This is a genomic window from Streptacidiphilus melanogenes (assembly GCF_000787835.1).
Lineage (GTDB): Bacteria > Actinomycetota > Actinomycetes > Streptomycetales > Streptomycetaceae > Streptacidiphilus > Streptacidiphilus melanogenes.
This window is the reverse complement of record NZ_BBPP01000054.1, coordinates 1-18,115: the sequence shown is the minus strand read 5'-3', so window position 1 is coordinate 18,115 and position 18,115 is coordinate 1. Positions and strand designations below refer to the sequence as shown.

The following is an 18,115-nucleotide window of genomic DNA, read 5'->3' as shown; positions in this document are numbered from 1 at the left end:
GTTGAACGTGTGCGACAGACCGCGTGCCGTGACCGGCCGCGGGCTCCGGCTAGCCGCGGGGCAGCGCGGCGATCGAGGTGAAGGCGCAGACCGCGGCGACGGCGAAGGCCGGGCCGAAGCCCGCGGCGGTGATCAGGGCGCCGACGACCGGCGGGCACAGGGACGCTGTCAGGTTCTGCCCGGTGTTCTGCACGGCCAACGCGCGACCCGCCCAACGCGAGCCGGCCAGCTCCGCGACGGAGGTGAAGGACAGTCCGTTGGTGCTGGCGGAGAGCCCGCACAGGACGACCAGCAGCGTCACCCCCGCCGCGCTGTCGCCCGCCACCGCCAGGCCCGCGCCCAGGACGCCGACCGCCGCCGCCAGCCACCGCATCGGCTTCAGCCTGCTGCCGACCGCGTCCGACCAGCGCCCCGCGCCGATCCGGCACACCGCTGCCAGCGCCTGGCCGCAGGCCATCAGCTGTCCGGCCGCGACCGCGGGCCAGTGGCGCACGTCGGTGAGGTAGACCAGCCCGAACGCGCCGACGGTGAACTGCGGCCACACCATCAGCGCGCTCGCGCCGTGGATCCGCCACAGGGTCGCGCCCCGGTACGGACTCGGCGGCTTCTCGCCGCCGTCCGCGGCCCCGACCGCCGGAGGCCGGGGCGGGTCGACGACGAACAGCGCGGTCAGCACCGCCATCACCCCGGACAGCACGCCGACGAACAGCACCGCCCCGTGCAGGCCGTGCGCGGCCGCGATCGGCGGCATGGCCACCGCCGCGACCAGCATCCCCAGCGGCGTCGAGGTCTGCCGCACGCCCATCGCCAACCCGCGCTGCCGGGGTGGGAACCACCCCAGCACCACCCGTCCGCTCGCCGCCGACACGCTCGCCCCCGCCGCACCGGCGACGGCGAACAGCACCCCGAGCCACACCAGCCCGTGCACCAGCAGCGCCGCACCCAGCGCGACCGTCGCCGCGCCGAGCCCGCCCGCCAGCACCCACCGCTCCCCGTACCGGTCGGTCGCCGCGCCCCACGCGTACAGCGCGAGCAGCAGCCCCACCGTCGGACACGCGACCATCACCCCGGCCTGCGCCAGCGTCAGCCCCTCCGCGCCGCGCAGCGAGGGGATCAGGTACGGCATCCCGTACAGGAACGCGCACGCCGCGGTCTGCGCGGCGGTCCCGAGCGCGAGCATCGCCCAGCGCCGGGAGGTCTGCGGGGCGGTCGTGGCGGCTGGGGACGCGTGAGCCTCACGCTGACTTGAGGACATGTCAGCATGATGGCCCAGTATTCATATGGTGGGACAGAACATTTCAGATAGTGGACGGGAGCTCCGGGGGAGGGGTCGGCGCGCCGGGGAGCTTCATGGTGGCGAGGGTGCCGGGGTGGGCGTTGGAGAGGGCGACCTCGCCGCCGCAGTCCTGCACCGTCTGCGAGACGATCGCCAGCCCGAGACCCGAGCCCGGCATCTGCCGCGCGGCCGGGGAGCGCCAGAACCGCTCGAAGACGTGGGCGAGGTCCTCCTCCGGGATGCCCGGACCCTGGTCGCGGACGGTGAGGGTGCCGAAGTGCAGGCCCAGGTCGATGGTGCCCCCGGCCGGCGAGAACTTCACCGCGTTGTCCAGCAGGTTGATGACGGCCCGTTCGAGGGCGTGCGCGTCCGCGCGCACGTACCAGGGCTCCACGGACACCGTGAACTCCAGGCCCGGCCCGCGCAGCCGCGCCCGGTCCAGCGCGCGGGCGGCGATGTCGTGCAGCGCCACGACCTCCAGCGGCCTGGCGCCCGTGGAGCGCGTCGGCCGGGAGAGCTCCAGCAGGTCACCGATGAGCGTCGACAACTCGCCCATCTGCGCCTTCATGTTCCGCAGCAGCCTCGTCCTGGTCTCCTCCGGCAGCGGCCGCCCGGTGTCCTCACTGCGGACCAGCAGGTCCACGTTCGTGCGCAGGGAGGTCAGCGGTGTCCGCAGCTCGTGCCCGGCGTCGGCGATCAGCTGCGACTGCCGCTCGCGCGAGGACGCGAGCGCGGTGGACATCGAGTTGAAGGACGTGGACAGCCGCGCGATCTCGTCGTCGCCGTTCACATCGATGGTGGTGCCGACTTCTTCGGTGCGGGCGATGTGCTCGACCGCCGCGGTGAGTCTGTCGACCGGCTTCAGTCCGGTGCGGGCGACGTACCACGCAGCTATCAACGCTCCGGCGATGACGACGAGCCCGATGAGGAGCAGAAGCAGGCCGAGTTCCGCGAGCGCGTGGTCCACGGGGGCGAGCGGTTGTGCGAAGGCGACGGCCACATCGGCCGTGACCTCCGTGCCGTTCGCGCTGACGACGACCTGCGGGCCGTAGCTGACCGTGTAGATCATCACACGCGTGCCCCCCACCGTCCGGCCTTCCCGGAAGGTGTGCGGAGCGTTGGGGCCCCCAGTGCCGGTGTTCGCGAGGGCGACATCACTGGGGGTGATCTTGACGGCGCGGGGATCGGAGGACGGGCAGCTGAGTCCGCTCGCGAAGATCAGGGTTGGCGTGGTGTCGGTCGGTTCGAAGCCGTGGCCGGTGGGGCCGCTACTCGTGCTGCACAAGAATGTCAGGCGCTCACCGCCCCCGGGGTGCGCGTACGACTGCTGCAGAGTGTCCTTCACCTGGCCGAGCATCTGCTGTTTGGCCGCGTACCAGCTCAACGCGCAGCACAGGACCACGGCGATGGTGACGACGGCAGCCGTCATCGTCGCCAGCCGGCCGCGGAGGGTCAGCCGGCGCCAGCGGTTCTTCATGACGCACGCAGCGCGTAACCCACACCGCGGACGGTGTGGACGAGGCGCGGGAGGCCGCCGGCCTCGGTCTTGCGGCGGAGGTACATGACGTAGACGTCGAGCGAGTTGCTGGAGGGCTCGAAGTCGAAGCCCCAGACCGCCTTGAGGATCTGTTCCCGCGTCAGAACCTGGCGCGGGTGGGCCATGAACATCTCCAGGAGCATGTACTCCGTGCGCGTCAGCTCCACGTGCTTGCCGGCGCGCGTCACCTCGCGGGTCGTGGTGTTCATGACCAGGTCCTCGAACGTCATGACCTCGTCCGCGTCCGGCGAGGGGCCGGACGCGGAGGCGATCGCGGAACGTCGCAGCAGCGCGCGGACGCGGGCCAGGAGTTCGTCGAGTTCGAAGGGTTTGGCGAGGTAGTCGTCAGCGCCGACGTCGAGGCCGGTGACGCGGTCGCCGACGGCGTCGCGTGCGGTGAGCATCAGGACGGGGACGGTGTCCCCGCGGCCGCGGAGCCGGCGGACGGCCGTGAGGCCGTCCATGCGCGGCATCATGATGTCGAGCAGGACCAGGTCGGGCTGCTCCGCCGCCACCGCGTCCAGCGCTTCGAGGCCGTCCGAGGCGGTCAGCACCTCGTAGCCCTCGAAGGCCAGACTGCTCTCCAGCGCGTCCCGCAGCGCGGGCTCGTCGTCCACGACCAGGACCCGGGCCGGCGCGTCGGACTCGGTGGCTGTCATCCCCGTTGCTCCTCGAAGCTCTGTGGTTGCTACGTCATGCCGTGAGGCAATTGTCTGCCATGAACGGCGTCAGCTGTTGATGCTCTGGCCGGACTGGAGTTGCGGCAGTACCGCCTTGGCCGCGTTGATCGGGATCGAGAAGCCGAGGCCGACGCTGCCGGCCTCCGAGCCGGAGCTGCCGCCGGAGTTGCTGCTGGAGTTGTACATCGACGCGTTGATGCCGACGACCTGGCCCTGCGAGTTCAGCAGCGGGCCGCCGCTGTTGCCGGGGTTGAGCGAGGCGTCGGTCTGGATCGCGTTGTAGGACGCGGTCTGCGAGGAGTTGCCCTGGTAGGAGCGGTTGGAGTCGCCCTGCCAGAACGGGAGGCCGAAGCCGCCGTTGCCCTGGACGGTGCTGGGGCTGACGTCGACCTTGACCGGGCGGTTCAGCGCGCTGACGATGCCGGAGGTGACCGTGCCGGTCAGCCCGTCCGGGTTGCCGATGGCCACGACCTGGTCGCCGACGGCCACCTGGCTGGAGTCGCCGAGGGAGACGGTGGGCAGTCCGCTGACGCCCTCGGCCTTGATCACGGCCACGTCGAGCGACGCGTCGGTGCCGACGATGGTGCCGGTCGCCGTCTTGCCGTTGCTGAAGGAGATCTTGATGGTGCCGCCGTTGCCGTTCGCGGCGTCGGAGATCACGTGGTAGTTGGTCAGGATCTGACCGGTCGAGGTCAGCACCATGCCGGTGCCGAGGTCCTCGCTGTTGCCGCTGTCGACGGTGATCTGGACGACGGCCGGGGAGACGGCCTTCGCGACGGTGGCCACGTCGCTGGTGCCGCTGGACTTGTCGCCGGTCACCACCGCGTTGGTGGCGTAGGAGGCGTGGTCGCCGGTCTTCTCGCCGATGAGACCGCCGGCGACCCCGCCCGCCAGGGCGGACAGCACGGCGACGGCGGCGACCAGCGCGACCGGCCGCTTCATGCGGCGCTTCGGCTGCGGCTGCTCCGGCGGCGGCCACGCGGCGCCCGCGGGGTCGACCGGCGGCTCGACCGGCGGCTGGCCGAAGGAGCCGGCCTGCGGCTGAGCGTAGGCACCTGCCTGCGGCTGCTCGGCGCTGAAGTAGTAGGAGCCCTGGGGCTGCTCCGGCGCCTGGGGCGTCCGGGGCGCCTGCTGCGCAGCGTAGGACGGGTGGACCGTGCCCTCGAGGGGCTGGGTCTCGTGCGCCGTCGGCTGGTAGCCGGGCAGCGGCGGCACGGACGAGGAGTACGGGTCGTCTGCGTGGTTCCGGGGCGTCTCGGTCATGGCTATACCGTCGGCCGCGCACATGAGAGGTCCCTGAGAGCACTGTCAGAACCGGGGCAGAACCCGGCGAGAGCCTTCTGAGGCCCCTGGGAACGCCCGTGGAGCGCCCGTCGAGCCCGTCCAGAGGGGCGGCAAGCCGCCCGGCTGGCGGACGCCCGAACGGCGGTCTCAGCAGCCGCAGCTGCGTCGGACCACCAGGCGGCTCGGGAACTTCCGGATGCGCGGGGTCTCCGAGCCCGGCACGGCCAGCGAGTCGTCGAGGACCAGGTCGACCGCGGCCTTGGCCATCGAGTCCCGGTCCGAGGCGATCGTGGTCAGCGGCGGATCACAGAACGCCGCCTCCTGGATGTCGTCGAAGCCGATCACGGCAAGGTCCCGCCCGACGGTCAGCCCGACCTCGCGGGCGGCGCGCAGCACGCCTATCGCCTGGTCGTCCGTGGAGCAGAACAGCGCCGTCGGACGCTCCCCCTCCGGGGTGCCCAGCAGCTCGACGGCGACCTGGTAGGCGCCGTAGCGGTCGAAGGGCGCGTCGATGAGGCGGCCCTCGGAGGAGACGCCGGCGGCCGCCATGGCCTGGCGCCAGCCCTCGATGTGGTCGACGACCGGGTCGCCGGGCGCGGGCGCGTTCACGGGGCCGCCGAAGCAGGCCACGTACGGGTGCCCGTGGTGGTGCAGCAGGTGCTCCACGGCCATCCGGGATCCGCCGATGTCGTCGGTGACCACGGCGATGTCGTCGGAGTTGTCCGGGCGGCGGTGCAGCAGCACCACGCGTGCGTCGCTGTGCGCGGCGAACTCCTCCTCGGCACGCTGCGAGGGGCCCTCGGAGATCAGGATCAGGCCGGAGACGCGCATGCCCAGGAAGGCCCGCACGTAGTGGATCTCGCGGTCCCCGGTGTAGTCGGAGTTGCCGATCAGGACGATCTTGCCGCGTTCCGACGCGGCGCGTTCGACCGCATGGGCGAGCTCGGCGAAGAACGGCTGGCGTGCGTCGGGCACCACCATGCCGATCAGGTTGGTCCGCCGGCTGGCCATCGCCTGGGCGACGCTGTTGGGGCGGTAGCCGAGCTCGGCTATGGCGGCGAGAACGCGCTCGCGCGTCGCGGGAGCGACGGGACGCGGTCCGTTGTTGATGACGTAGCTGACGACCGCGGTCGAGGTCCCCGCCAGTCGGGCCACATCGTCGCGGGTCACCTTGGGCATGGGCGGATTCTACTTGCAGGACGGCATGTCCGGACCAGAGGGCTGCAGTCGCCCTCGGTCCACGAACCGTCTGTGACGGTGCTGTGCGCGTCGGCCGCGCACAGCACCGTGGTCGGGGACAGGGGTCAGACCTCGAGCTCGACGTCGGCCTCGGCCGCCGCGGTCTCCGGTTCGGACGGCCCGGACTCGCCCGAGCGGCCCTTGTCGGACTTGTCCGGGACGACGAAGCGGTAGCCGACGTTGCGGACGGTTCCGATCAGCTGTTCGTGCTCCGGCCCGAGCTTGGCGCGCAGGCGCCGGACGTGGACGTCGACCGTCCGGGTGCCGCCGAAGTAGTCGTAGCCCCAGACCTCCTGCAGCAGCTGGGCTCGGGTGAAGACGCGGCCCGGGTGCTGCGCGAGGTACTTGATGAGTTCGAACTCCTTGAAGGTCAGATCCAGCACCCGGCCCTTGAGCTTGGCGCTGTAGGTGGCCTCGTCGACGGAGAGGTCGCCGTTGCGGATCTCCATCGGGCTCTCGTCGGCGACGACGGACTGGCGTCCGATCGCGAGGCGCAGCCGCGCCTCGACCTCCGCCGGGCCGGCGGTGTCGAGCAGGACGTCGTCGATGCCCCATTCGGCCGTGACGGCGGCCAGGCCGCCCTCGGTGACCACCAGCACCACGGGCGCGCCGGGCCCCGTCGAGCGCAGCAGCTGGCACAGGCTGCGGATGTGCGGCAGATCACGGCGGCCGTCGACGAGAATGACATCGGCGCTGGGGGTGTCGACGAGAGCCGCGCCCTCGGCGGGCGCGACGCGGACGTTGTGCAGCAGCAGCCCGAGGGCGGGCAGCACCTCCGCCGACGGCTGGAGGGCGTTGGTCAGCAGCAGCAGCGAACTCATACCCGGTTAGTCCCCTTTCCGGGTGGGCCGGTGGCACTTCGGTGTACCCCGACGGCGCACGTCGTCGGGCGCAGCCGGTAACGTCCGGCTCTCGCACGAACGTCCGTATCTCGCGTTCACAAAGCACAAAAGGACCCGGGGGCGACACTGCCCGGATCCCTCTTGACTAGGAGAATAGCCCACATGGACGCCCCAGCGAAGAGTGCTGTCCGTCTCATGGACACCTCCCGTTCCTGGCGCTACCCGGCGCAGGCGCAGCTGATCACGGCGGACGGCGTCACTCTCCACGCCGAGTACCTCCCGCCGGGTGACGGCGCGTCGGACGACGTGGCGGTCGTCCTGGCGCACGGGTTCACGGGGGCGGTGGAACGGCCCGCGCTGCGGCGCGCGGCACGGGTCTTCGCGCGGTACGGCGGCGTCGTCACGTTCTCCTTCCGCGGCCACGGACGCTCCGGCGGCCTGTCGACGGTGGGCGACCGGGAGGTCCTCGACCTGGACGCTGCCGTCGCCTGGGCGCGGTCGCTGGGCTTCGCGCGCGTCGTCACGGTGGGCTTCTCGATGGGCGGCGCGGTGGCCGTCCGGCACGCGGCGCTGAGCGGCGGGGTCACCGCGACGGCGGCGGTCAGCGCGCCGGCCCGCTGGTACTACCAGGGCACGGTGCCGATGCGGCGGCTGCACTGGGTCGTGATGCGGCCGCTCGGGAGGGTGGTCGGCCGCGTCGGACTGAAGACCCGCATCGATCCGAAGGAGTGGACCGAGGTGCCGTTGCCGCCGGTCGCGGCGGCCGCGCGGCTCACCGTGCCGCTGCTCGTCGTCCACGGCGACGCGGACCCGTACTTCCCGCTGGACCATCCGCGCTCGCTGGCGCAGGCGGCGTCGGCGTCCTCGCCGAAGTCGGAGCTGTGGATCGAGCCGGGCTTCGGCCACGCGGAGAACGCCGCGCCGGAGCCGTTGCTGGAGCGTGTCGCGCGGTGGGTCACGGTGCAGCACGAGGAGGTGCTGGAGGACGGGCGCAAGGAGGGGCGCGAGGAGGCAACCCGGGAGGGCGCGAAAGGGCGCTGACCTGCCGCGCGTGACGGTTGCGCGGGTGATTGGCGATGATGGCCCGCATGCAAGGTGCGACGGAGACAGTCAAGAACGGCGTGATCCGCTACTGGGCGGCCGCGAAGGCCGAGGCGGGCACGGCCGAGGAGCCGTACGCGGCGGCGACGCTCGCGGAGGCGCTGGACGCTGCGCGCGCCCGCCACGCCGAACGCCCGCGCTTCGCGCAGGTGCTCGCGCACTGCTCGTTCCTGGTCGACGGCGCGCAGGTCGGCAGCCGTGACCACGCCGAGGTCGCCCTCACGGAGGGCGGCACGGTCGAGGTCCTCCCCCCGTTCGCGGGAGGATGAGCGACGCCATGAGCGACTACCAGCAGAACTACTCGGGCTTCCCGATCGACCCGGCCGAGGGCGACCAGGAACGCACCGCCTACCTGCCTCCGATGCCGCCGCCCGCGTCCCCGGAGCCGTATCCGTCCGGCCCCTCCGGCTCCGCTGCGGAGACCGCCTTGCTGCCGCCGGTCCAGGACCCTTCGGCCGCGGGCCAGTCGCGTTTCGGTCACATCGAGGCGAAGTACGGCACCGCCGAAGTCCCGCAGCTCCCCGACCCGGCGGCGGCCCCGCAGGCCCAGCCCGCCGCTCAGTCGTCCGCTCAGCCCTCGGCTCAGCCCTCGGCCTGGCCCGATGGCTGGGAGCGCCCCGCCGCGCCCCCGCCGACCTGGGCCCCGGCCCCGGCGCCGCAGCCTCACGGCGTTCCCGCACACGGCGCCTTCCCCCCGGCCCAGCCGCCGAGCCCCGCTGAGGGCCAGAGTTACGCTCCCGGCCGGCCCACGGGCCCGAACGGCCACACACCCGCGCCGCAGGCCCCCTTCACCGCTCCGACGCCGCCCGAGGGCTACGCCCCCGGCCAGCCGCCGTTCGGCGGACCCGTCGGCGGCGTTCCCACAGCTGGGCAGCCGGGCTCGCCCCAGGGCGGGTCCCCGGGCGCCCCGAACGCCTTCGCAGCCGGCACCGGCCCGCAGCACGAGCCTTTCCCGTCGGTGCAGCCCCCGGGCTTCACCGGCGCCGGTTCGGCACCTGCGGGGGCTCCTGCCTACGGCCAGCCGCCTCTGGGCCCTGACGGGCGGGCGTCCGGGCCGCAGGCGACCTTCCCAGGTCCCAACCCGCCCCAGGGTTACGCCCCCAGCCAGGCGCCGTTCGGCGCGCCCCAAGCCGGTGGTCCCGCCGGAGGCGGCTCACTGCGCGAGGCCTTCGCGGCGGCGCAGCCGCTGGGCCCTGACGGGCAGGTTCCCGGTCCGCAGGCCGCGTTCGTCGGTCCCAACCCGGTGGATGGTCACGCCGCGGGTCAGCCGCCGTTGGGCCTTGACGGGCAGGCGCCCGCGCAGCAGGCCCCCAACCCGGGCGACGGCTACGCCCCCGGCCAGGCGCCGTTCGGCGCGCCCCAAGCCGGTGGTCCCGCCGGAGGCGGCTCACTGCGTGAGGCCTTTGCGGCGGCGCAGCCGTTGGGCCCTGGCGGGCAGGTTCCCGGTCCGCAGGCCGCGTTCGGCGGTCCCAACCCGGCCGACGGTTACGCCGCGGGCCAGGCGCCGTTCGGTGCGCCCGGGGCCGGGGCCCCCGGGCAGGCCGGCTTCGCCGGCGTCGGTTCGGCGCCCGCAGGGAGTGCCGGATTCGGTCAGCAGCCGCTGGGCCCTGAGGGGCAGGCGTCCGCGCCGCAGGCGGCCTTCTCCGGCCCCAACCCGCCCCAGGGCTACGCCCCCGGCCAGCCGCCGCTCGGTGCAGGCGCGGGGTCGCTGCGGGAGGCGTTCGCGTCGGCCGAGCCGACCGGGCCGGGGCGGGGAGCGCCCGAGGGTGTGCACGTCGGGGCGATCCTCGCGCCCGGGCAGTCGCCGTTGGAGGTCGGCGGCGGCTCGCTGCGGGAGGCCTTTGCCGGGGCGCAGCCGACCGGTCCCGGCCCTGCGCCCGCCGCGGTCGTGACAGCGACCCCCGCCGCTCCGCAGGCGGCGCGGACCGGGTCGCCGATCATCGACCCCGGGCTGCAGCCGGGGGTGATCACGCTCGGGCTCGGCGCGCTGATCGGGGTCGCCGCTCTCGCGGGCAAGTTCGGCCTGGTGATGCCGGTGGCGTTGCTGCAGGCGGTGACGGCCGCCGGGTGGTTCCGGCTGAACGGCATGTGGCCCGCGCGGCAGGGCATCGCCCTGGCCGCGCTGGGCGGTTTCGTCGCGGACGCGGCGATCCTCGCCGCGTCCGCGCACTCCAGCGGGCCCGCGATCATCGCCGGGACGCTGGGCGCGTTCTTCATGCTGGTGCTGATCCTGCAGATCTTCCGGCCCAGCAATCCGGACGAGCGCTTCTACGCGCTCACCGTCTGCGCGTCCGCCACGGTGGTCACCGTCCTCGTGGGCGGGTTCCTCGCCGTAGGCTCGGGCAAGGCCGTGCTGGCGGGCGCCCTCGCAGCGGGCGTGAGCGCCGCGGTCTCGGCCGTCCTGCGCAAGCCGCCCGTGGTCGGCTTCGCCGCGGGTGGGTTCCTGGGGCTGCTCGTGGGCGCCGGACTGGCCGCCGCGACGGGGCTGGGGCTGACCGAGGGGCTGCTGCTGGGTCTGGGTGCGGGCGTCTGCGCCCTGATCGGGCGCCGCGTCGCCGCGTACGACTTCCCGTCGCGGTTCGTCCACATGACGGCCGGCGTGGCCCTGCCGCTCGCAGTCGCCGCGCCGATGGTGTACCTCATCGCGCGCTGAGTCCCACGCTGAGTCCGGTGGGCGCGGGGTCGGGCAACCACATCGCCCGGCCCCGCGTCCCATTCAGGGATCATCCGATCATCGACAGAGCAACCGAGGGGATCCGACACCCGATGCGCAATCTGCGTCGCCTGCTCATAGTCCTGGTGCTGCTCTTCGGCGTCTTCGTGGCGGTCGACCGCGTCGCCGTTCGCTTCGCGGAGGACCAGGCCGCGTCCAAGATCCAGTCTGCGCGCGGCCTCGCGCAGAAGCCGAGCGTCACCATCGAGGGCTTCCCGTTCCTGACCCAGCTGATCGGCTCCAAGCTGGACGAGATCAAGGTCCACGCCAACGACGTGAAGGACCCGCAGAGCAAGGTGGAGCTGGCCTCGCTGGACGCGGACCTGACCGGCGTCAAGATCTCCAGCGACTACTCCAGTGCGGTCGCGGACCACGCCACCGGCACCGTGCTGATCACCTACGAATCGCTGAACGCGGCGCTGCCCGGCGGCACGACCGTGGCCTACGGCGGCCAGCCCGGCAAGGTGAAGGTCGGCACGAGCATCGAGGGCCAGTCGATCCACGGCACCGCGGACATCTCCGTCGTGGGCGGCAACAACATCGGCCTGAACCACCTGGACACCGGCAACCCGCTGCTCGACCTGGGGGCGACCATCTTCGCCCCGTCGGTGCCGGTGGCCGGCCTGCCCAGCGGCCTGAAGCTGGACTCGATCCAGGCCGAGGCCGACGGCGTCTCCGTCACGGCGTCCGGCACCCAGGTCAGCCTCAACGGCTGAGGACCAGCCGGTTCGCTCGACCGTATCCACATGTCGAGACGCACTGTCCACTCCCGCGCACCGCAGCGCGGGAGTGGGCCCTCCCGACCGGCCCCGTGGAGCCTCGCGACGCCTGCAAAGGCAGATCTGTCTCTCATGTCGGATCGATCTGTCTCACTATTCAATACTTTGGTGACAGTGCCCGACCCGTTCCCTAGCATCGTTGCCATGAAGCGACAGGCGGATCTCACGAAGCGGCGGGCAGTAGACCTGTGTCGCGTCGCTGCCTGCCTCTGTCGAATGCGCTGACCGGGCGGTTCCCAGCCCACCTTCGCGCACATCCCCGCGCTGCTCCGCACCGCCGAGCGGCGTTCCTGAAAAACTCTTGCCGCATGTCCCACGATCCGGACTTCCCTCCGGACCGTCGGCGCGCGCGGCGCCCCCCAACCTTCCGCAACTGCCCCGGAGGAGTTTTCCCATGAGCCGTAGTGACGTACTGGTCAGCGCCGACTGGGTTCAGGACCACCTGGACGACCCGAAGGTCGTCGTGGTCGAGGTCGACGAGGACACCAGCGCCTACGACAAGAACCACATCCGCAACGCCGTGCGGATCGACTGGAAGAAGGACCTCCAGGACCCGGTCCGCCGCGACTTCGTGGACCAGGCCGGCTTCGAGGCCCTCCTCTCCGCCAAGGGCATCGCCAACGACGACACCGTCGTCCTCTACGGCGGCAACAACAACTGGTTCGCCTCCTACGCCTTCTGGTACTTCAAGCTCTACGGCCACGGCGACGTCAAGCTGCTCGACGGTGGCCGCAAGAAGTGGGAGCTGGACTCCCGCGAGCTGGTCGACGGCGCCAAGGTCCCGGAGCGCGCCGCCACCGAGTACAAGGCCCAGGCCCAGGACACCTCCATCCGCGCCTTCCGCGACGACGTCGTCGCCGCGATCGGCAACAAGAACCTCGTCGACGTCCGTTCGCCCGACGAGTTCTCCGGCCGCCTGCTCGCCCCCGCGCACCTGCCGCAGGAGCAGTCGCAGCGTCCGGGCCACGTCCCGACCGCGAAGAACATCCCGTGGTCCAAGAACGCCAACGACGACGGCACCTTCAAGTCGGACGACGAGCTGCGCGCCCTCTACGAGGCCGAGAACGTCGACCTGGCGCAGGACACCATCGCCTACTGCCGTATCGGCGAGCGCTCCGCGCTCACCTGGTTCGTGCTGCACCAGCTGCTCGGCCAGACCAACGTCAAGAACTACGACGGCTCGTGGACCGAGTACGGCAGCCTCGTCGGCGTGCCGATCGAGCTCGGCTCCAACTGAGCAGGCCACGCCCAGCGAAGCAAGGAGAGCAGGAACATGTGTGGAGCCAAGGCCGGAGGGCCCGAGCTGGCAGGAGTTGATGTGGCCAACGAGACGATCATCCAGGGTTCGGTGACCCGCGACGGCGAGCCGGTCAACGGTTACGTGCGTCTGCTGGACGCGAGCGGCGAGTTCACCGCCGAGGTCCCGACCTCGGCGACGGGCCAGTTCCGTTTCTTCGCCGCCCCGGGCAGCTGGACGCTGCGCGCGCTCGTCCCGGGCGCCACGGTCGACCGCGCGGTCGTGGCCCAGCAGGGCCAGTTCACGGAGGTCGCCATCACCGTCTGAACGGACGCCTGAACGGGCACCGCGAGCCCCCTCCCGGCCACGACGGGAGGGGGCTCGTCCGTTCCCGGGCGTTCCGGAACGGCCTGCGCGGGAAGACTGAAGGCATGCAGTCACGACGGCGGCACTGGTACTACGCCCTGATGGGGATCTGTGTGGTCCTGATCCTGCTGGCGTGGAACGTGGTGCGCCTGTGGTCGGTGCCGGCGGCCGTCGTGATGAGCCTGGTGGCCATGGTCATCCCGCCCGTCGCCGCCATCGTCGCCAACCGGCGCGGTCCCGACGACGTGTGGTGGGACGACCCGTCGGTGAGCCGTCACGTCCCCGGGCCGCGGCGCCCGCGGCAGCCCCGGTCCCACTGAGCGCCGTCCACTGGCCGAACCGCCGTCTCTCGTATGGCGGGCCTCACCGTGAGTGGGCGTGGCCGGGCCACTAGACTGCCGCGCAGGAATGCTTTCCCCACTGGTGAGGACGCGCAATGTCTGGCCTTGAGATCTTCTTCGACACCCTTCTCGGCGTCATCGCGGTCGCCATCGTGTGGTTCGCGTACTACTCCGTCACCAAGCTCTACCAGGGCCAGCGCTGATCATGATCGAGATCCCTTCCGGCCTGCACAAGGACGTCGTCTCCCTCGCCTTCCTCCTCGGCACCTGGGAGGGCGCCGGAGTCTTCGAGCCGCTGCCCGGGCAGGCGAGCCCCGGCGAGGAGAAGTGCAACTTCGGCCAGGAGATCGTCTTCCGGCACGACGGCCGTCCCTTCCTCGAGTTCCGCTCCCGTACCTGGGTGCTGGACGAGCAGGGCGAGAAGGTCCGGCCGCTGGAGAACGAGCACGGCTTCTGGCGGGTGACCGGCAACGCCCATGGCACCTCCGGCGTGCGTGAGATCGAGTTCTCCTCCGTCCGCGACGACGGCACCGTCGAGATCTGGTACGGCGAGCTCGCCGACGGCAAGCCCCAGATCGAGATCGCGACGGACGCGGTGGCCCGTATCGAGGGCGCGCCCGCGTACACCGGCGGCAAGCGCCTGTACGGCTACGTCAACGAGGACCTGATGTGGGTCGGCGAGAAGGCCGCCGCCGAGGTCCCGCTGCGGCCCTACATGTCCGCGCAGCTGAAGAAGGTGCTCAGCCCCGCCAAGCTGATCGAGGACATCGCGGACCTTCCGGACGACGGCATCGCCTTCTTCCGCTGAGGTTCGTCCGCCGAGGACGCTGCTCCGACGGCGTGAGTCCCGTACCCCCCTAGACTCGGGGGTACGGGACTCACGTGTTCGCGGACCAGACAGGGGTTTGTTTCTTGTGAGCAGCGGCAGCGGCATCGACTGGCAGACCGACCTGCGCCGGCGCGGCTACCGGCTCACGCCGCAGCGGCAACTCGTGCTCCAGGCCGTCGACGAGCTCGAGCACGCCACCCCGGAGGAGGTCCTCACCGCAGTGCGCCGCACCGCGGCAGGCGTGAACATCTCCACCGTCTACCGCACGCTCGACCTGCTGGAGGAGCTGGGCCTGGTCACCCACGCCCACCTCGGGCACGGCGCGCCCACCTACCACCTGGCCAGCCGCGACCAGCACATGCACCTCGTCTGCCGCGACTGCGACACGGTGATCGAGACCGACGTGGTGCTGGCGGAACCGTTCGTGGAATCCCTGCGGCGCGCGCACGGTTTCGACACTGACATGAAGCACTTCGCCATCTTCGGTCGCTGCGCGGCCTGTTCGGCGAAGGCCCAGCACCAGGCCGACCGGGCAGACCAGGCCGATCACGCCCATCAGGCCGACCAGGCTCAGGAGAACCACGCGTGACCACTCCCAGCGACACGACGACCGACTCCGCCTACCGCAGCCCGCTGCTCGACCGCCTGCCCGGTGCGGTCCCGGCCGACGGCGTGGATGCGGGCGTCGCCGCGCACTACGGCGACCTCTTCCGTGAGCAGCGGGCGCTGGCCTCCGGCCACGGCTTCGTCGACCTCTCGCACCGGGGCGTCGTGACCGTCTCCGGCCCGGAGCGGCTGAGCTGGCTGCACCTGCTGCTGACGCAGCACGTCAGCGAGCTCCCGCCGGGCCGCGCGACGGAGGCGCTGATCCTCTCCCCGAACGGCCACATCGAGCACGCCCTCTACCTGGTCGACGACGGCGCCACCGTGTGGATCCACGTCGAGCCGGGGACGACGCCCGAGCTGGTGGCCTACCTGCAGAAGATGAAGTTCTTCGCGCAGGTCGAGATCACCGACGCGACCGAGGAGTACGCCGTGGTCTTCGCGGCCGGAGCCGAGGGGCCGGCCGTCCCCGAGGCCGCGGCCGAGCGCCGGCTCGCGGACGGCCGCGACCTGTTCGTGCCGCGTGCCTCGCTGACCGACGCGGTCGTGGGCCTGGGGCCCGCGGCCGGCCTGTGGGCCTACGAGGCGCTGCGCGTCGAGGCGCACCGCCCCCGCCTGGGTTTCGAGACCGACCACCGCACCATCCCGCACGAGCTGGGCTGGCTGGAGACCGCCGTCCACCTGCAGAAGGGCTGCTACCGCGGCCAGGAGACGGTCGCCCGCGTGCACAACCTCGGCCGCCCCCCGCGCCGCCTCGTCTTCCTCCACCTCGACGGCAGCGAGGAGTCCCTGCCCGCCCACGGCGACCCGGTCCGCCTCGCCTCCGACGGCCCCGACGGCCGCCCGGTCGGCTTCGTCACGACGGCGGTCCGCCACCACGAGCTGGGCCCGATCGCCCTCGGCCTGGTCAAGCGCAACACGGCCCCGGACGCCACCCTCCTGGCGGGCCAGGTCGCAGCGTCCCAAGAGCTGATCGTCGAGGCCTGACCGCCACGACACGGGGCGGTGGGGACGGCTCCTCGCGCGCTTCCGACCTCAGAAGTCCAGCAGCACGGTGAACGGGCCGTCGTTCGTCAGTGACACCTTCATGTCCGCGCCGAAGCGGCCCGTGGCGACCGTCGCGCCCAGCGCGCGGAGCTGGGTGACGACCTCGTCGACCAGCGGTTCGGCCACCGGGCCGGGCGCTGCGGCGTTCCAGGTGGGGCGGCGGCCCTTGCGGGCGTCGCCGTAGAGGGTGAACTGGCTGATGACCAGCAGAGGGGCGTTCAGGTCCGAGCAGGACTTCTCGCCCTCGAGGATGCGCAGGGACCACAGCTTGCGCGCCATCAGCGCCGCCTGCTCCGGGGTGTCCTCGTGGGTCACGCCCACCAGGACGCACAGGCCCGGTCCCAGAATCGAGCCGACGACCTCGCCGTCGACGGTCACGCTTGCCTCGGTCACCCGCTGAGCCACTGCACGCATGCCCCCATTCTCCGGCACGCCCGCAGAGCGCCGGTTCGTGGGGCGCGCGCTGTGTGTCCGCGCGCCCCCACCGCGGCGTCACCGGGGCCGTGCGCTGGGGATATGCGGCGGTCGTATTTATCACCGAGATTCGCCACGGGCCCGATCGGGTGCAGGCGTCGACGAACCTTCGACCGACGGTGGCACGATGCACCCGTGGGACACCAAGACGAGCTCGCTGCACCGCCCGGGCCGGGGCCCTCCGTGGCCGGCCCCGTCACGCCCGGCCCCGCCGGGCCGAAGATGCTCGCCGGGCTGAAGATGGACGAGCTGCGCACACTGCGGCGGGACGCCCAGCAGGAGGAGGCCGACCTCTCCTACCTGCGCCGGCTGCTCCAGGGCCGGGTCGACATCCTGCGCGCCGAGCTCCATCGCCGCAGCGCGCTGGCCGAGGAGCCCGCGGACACGCTGCTGGAGCACCTGCCGGAGATCCTCGCGGACATCCCGTCCCAGGTCCGTCACTCGGCCCGGCACCTCACGGTCTCGACGCCGAGCAGCCGCCAGTACGGCGCGCTCGCGGACGAACTCATGGGCGACGCCCGGCTCGCGGACCTCACCGGACAGAGCGACGAGCAGCTCGTCGCCGCCTGCCGTCGGCTCACCGCACACGAACGCGGCATCTCGCGGCGACGTCACCGTCTCCAGCGGACGGTGGACGAGTGCAGCGCGGAGATCGCCCGCAGGTACCGTGAAGGGGAAGCACGCGTCGACGACCTGCTCTCCGGTGGGTGATCTCCAACCGGGGGCGGGCTCCCTGGAAGGCACCGAGGCACACCCACATGTCTGCTCCCACTGCATCCGCATCCGCGACTGCCTCGGCCGCCGCTGACCTGCCGGTCCTGGCCGAGGTGGTCCGGTCCGGCTTCGTCGAGGGCCACCACCGCGGTTCGCTGGTCGTCCTCGCCCCCGACGGCTCCGTCGACTTCGCCCTCGGCAGCCCCGAGCGTCCTGTCTTCCCGCGGTCCAGCAACAAGCCCATGCAGGCCACGGCGGTGTTGCGGACCGGCCTTGAGCTGGACGGCGAGTTCCTCGCCCTGGCCGCGGCGAGCCACTCTGCGGAAACGTTTCACCTCGACGCCGTGCGGAAGATCCTCGCCTCGGCCGACCTCGACGAGTCCGCTCTCCTGACCCCGCCTTCGCTCTCCCTGGACGAGGAGGAGGCCGAGGCCTGGATACGCGCCGGCGGGCAGCGCGAGCGCATCCTGATGGACTGCTCCGGCAAGCACGCGGCGATGCTCGCCGCCTGCGTCCGCAACGGCTGGGACACCGCGAGCTACCTCGACGAGGACCACCCTGTGCAGGTGGAGGCCCGGACCACGCTGGAGGAGCTGAGCGGCGAGTCCGTCGCCGCCGTCGGCGTCGACGGCTGCGGCGCGCCACTGATGGCCGTCAGCCTGGTCGGCCTGGCGCGCGCCTTCCGCGCGCACGTCCTCGCGGACCCCGGCACCCCCCAGCGCCGCGTCGCGGACGCGATGCGCGCCCACCCCGAGTACGTCGCCGGCACCCGCCGCATCGACACCTGGCTGATGCGCGCGGTCCCCGGCGCGATGGCCAAGATGGGCGCGGAGTCCGTCCAGGCCGTGGCCCTCCCGGACGGCCGCGCCCTCGCCTTCAAGATCGACGACGGCGCGAAGCGCGCCCTCGGCCCCGTCCTCGCCGGCGCCCTGCGCCGCATGGGCGTCACCACCGAGGACGACACCCTCGCCCGCATCGCGGCTTCGCCGCTCCTCGGCGGCGGCACCCCGGTCGGCGAGGTCCGCGCCGCCTTCTGAGGGCCCGTCATCAAGC

The 18,115-nt window shown here is 72.3% G+C and carries 20 protein-coding genes; 13 read left to right on the top strand and 7 right to left on the bottom strand.

From position 1 onward, the window contains the following. Positions 1-49: 49 nt before the first annotated feature. The 6 genes from TR49_RS35025 to TR49_RS35000 all read right to left on the bottom strand — a co-directional run bounded on the left by TR49_RS35025 (position 50) and on the right by TR49_RS35000 (position 6,837). Positions 50-1,255, bottom strand: a complete 1,206-nt coding sequence (locus TR49_RS35025) for an MFS transporter (RefSeq protein ID WP_042389413.1) — start codon at positions 1,253-1,255, stop codon at positions 50-52. A 43-nt stretch (positions 1,256-1,298) separates the two neighbouring features. Further along, complete coding sequence (locus TR49_RS35020; protein ID WP_042389411.1) at positions 1,299-2,753, bottom strand: sensor histidine kinase; 1,455 nt, start codon at positions 2,751-2,753, stop codon at positions 1,299-1,301. Further along, positions 2,750-3,472, bottom strand: coding sequence for a response regulator transcription factor (locus TR49_RS35015; RefSeq protein WP_042389408.1), 723 nt, complete (start codon positions 3,470-3,472; stop codon positions 2,750-2,752). Before TR49_RS35015 ends, TR49_RS35020 begins: the two co-directional genes overlap by 4 nt. A 69-nt stretch (positions 3,473-3,541) precedes the next feature. After that, a complete protein-coding gene (locus tag TR49_RS35010; protein WP_084725743.1) occupies positions 3,542-4,756 on the bottom strand; it encodes a S1C family serine protease in 1,215 nt (404 codons plus the stop codon). A gap of 168 nt (positions 4,757-4,924) precedes the next feature. After that, positions 4,925-5,956: a LacI family DNA-binding transcriptional regulator gene (locus tag TR49_RS35005; protein ID WP_042389403.1), complete on the bottom strand. Its 1,032-nt coding sequence runs from the start codon at positions 5,954-5,956 to the stop codon at positions 4,925-4,927. A gap of 125 nt (positions 5,957-6,081) precedes the next feature. Beyond that, positions 6,082-6,837, bottom strand: coding sequence for a response regulator transcription factor (locus TR49_RS35000; RefSeq protein WP_042389400.1), 756 nt, complete (start codon positions 6,835-6,837; stop codon positions 6,082-6,084). 216 nt (positions 6,838-7,053) lie between these two features. Here TR49_RS35000 and TR49_RS34995 point away from each other — a divergent pair, with 216 nt between their 5' ends. From TR49_RS34995 to ygfZ, 11 genes are all read left to right on the top strand, one after another. After that, complete coding sequence (locus tag TR49_RS34995) at positions 7,054-7,899, top strand: alpha/beta hydrolase (protein ID WP_063770252.1); 846 nt, start codon at positions 7,054-7,056, stop codon at positions 7,897-7,899. Between the two features lie 47 nt (positions 7,900-7,946). Continuing rightward, positions 7,947-8,228: a MoaD/ThiS family protein gene (locus TR49_RS34990; protein WP_174501633.1), complete on the top strand. Its 282-nt coding sequence runs from the start codon at positions 7,947-7,949 to the stop codon at positions 8,226-8,228. Positions 8,229-8,236: 8 nt separating this feature from the next. Next, positions 8,237-10,612, top strand: a complete 2,376-nt coding sequence (locus TR49_RS40605; protein WP_052434911.1) for a hypothetical protein — start codon at positions 8,237-8,239, stop codon at positions 10,610-10,612. Positions 10,613-10,725: 113 nt separating this feature from the next. After that, positions 10,726-11,388, top strand: a complete 663-nt coding sequence (locus TR49_RS34980) for an LmeA family phospholipid-binding protein (protein WP_042389396.1) — start codon at positions 10,726-10,728, stop codon at positions 11,386-11,388. A 30-nt stretch (positions 11,389-11,418) separates the two neighbouring features. Further along, a complete protein-coding gene (locus TR49_RS46895; RefSeq protein ID WP_369405360.1) occupies positions 11,419-11,676 on the top strand; it encodes a putative leader peptide in 258 nt (85 codons plus the stop codon). Positions 11,677-11,845: 169 nt separating this feature from the next. Then, positions 11,846-12,688, top strand: a complete 843-nt coding sequence (locus TR49_RS34975) for a sulfurtransferase (RefSeq protein ID WP_042389382.1) — start codon at positions 11,846-11,848, stop codon at positions 12,686-12,688. Between the two features lie 36 nt (positions 12,689-12,724). Further along, complete coding sequence (locus tag TR49_RS34970) at positions 12,725-13,015, top strand: DUF1416 domain-containing protein (protein WP_042372358.1); 291 nt, start codon at positions 12,725-12,727, stop codon at positions 13,013-13,015. A gap of 104 nt (positions 13,016-13,119) precedes the next feature. Then, positions 13,120-13,374 (top strand): DUF3099 domain-containing protein, encoded by a 255-nt coding sequence (locus TR49_RS34965; protein ID WP_042389379.1) that lies wholly within the window; start codon positions 13,120-13,122, stop codon positions 13,372-13,374. A 226-nt stretch (positions 13,375-13,600) separates the two neighbouring features. Next, positions 13,601-14,203, top strand: a complete 603-nt coding sequence (locus TR49_RS34960) for a heme-binding beta-barrel domain-containing protein (RefSeq protein ID WP_042389376.1) — start codon at positions 13,601-13,603, stop codon at positions 14,201-14,203. A gap of 106 nt (positions 14,204-14,309) precedes the next feature. Beyond that, positions 14,310-14,813 carry a Fur family transcriptional regulator gene (locus TR49_RS34955; protein WP_084725741.1) on the top strand — a complete coding sequence of 168 codons (504 nt, stop codon included), beginning with the start codon at positions 14,310-14,312 and terminating at the stop codon, positions 14,811-14,813. Continuing rightward, positions 14,810-15,814, top strand: a complete 1,005-nt coding sequence (gene ygfZ, locus TR49_RS34950; protein ID WP_042389370.1) for a CAF17-like 4Fe-4S cluster assembly/insertion protein YgfZ — start codon at positions 14,810-14,812, stop codon at positions 15,812-15,814. Before TR49_RS34955 ends, ygfZ begins: the two co-directional genes overlap by 4 nt. Before the next feature lie 48 nt (positions 15,815-15,862). Here ygfZ and dtd read toward each other — a convergent pair whose 3' ends face one another. Next, positions 15,863-16,288, bottom strand: coding sequence for a D-aminoacyl-tRNA deacylase (gene dtd, locus TR49_RS34945; protein ID WP_042389369.1), 426 nt, complete (start codon positions 16,286-16,288; stop codon positions 15,863-15,865). A 195-nt stretch (positions 16,289-16,483) separates the two neighbouring features. On the opposite strand from dtd, the gene TR49_RS34940 reads away from it, so the two are divergent. Together TR49_RS34940 and TR49_RS34935 are read left to right on the top strand one after the other, a co-directional pair. After that, the gene (locus TR49_RS34940) at positions 16,484-17,059 is read left to right on the top strand and encodes an RsiG family protein (protein WP_084725740.1); all 576 of its coding nucleotides are present in this window, start codon (positions 16,484-16,486) and stop codon (positions 17,057-17,059) included. Between the two features lie 47 nt (positions 17,060-17,106). Further along, a complete protein-coding gene (locus TR49_RS34935) occupies positions 17,107-18,099 on the top strand; it encodes an asparaginase (protein ID WP_042389361.1) in 993 nt (330 codons plus the stop codon). Positions 18,100-18,115 lie beyond the last annotated feature (16 nt).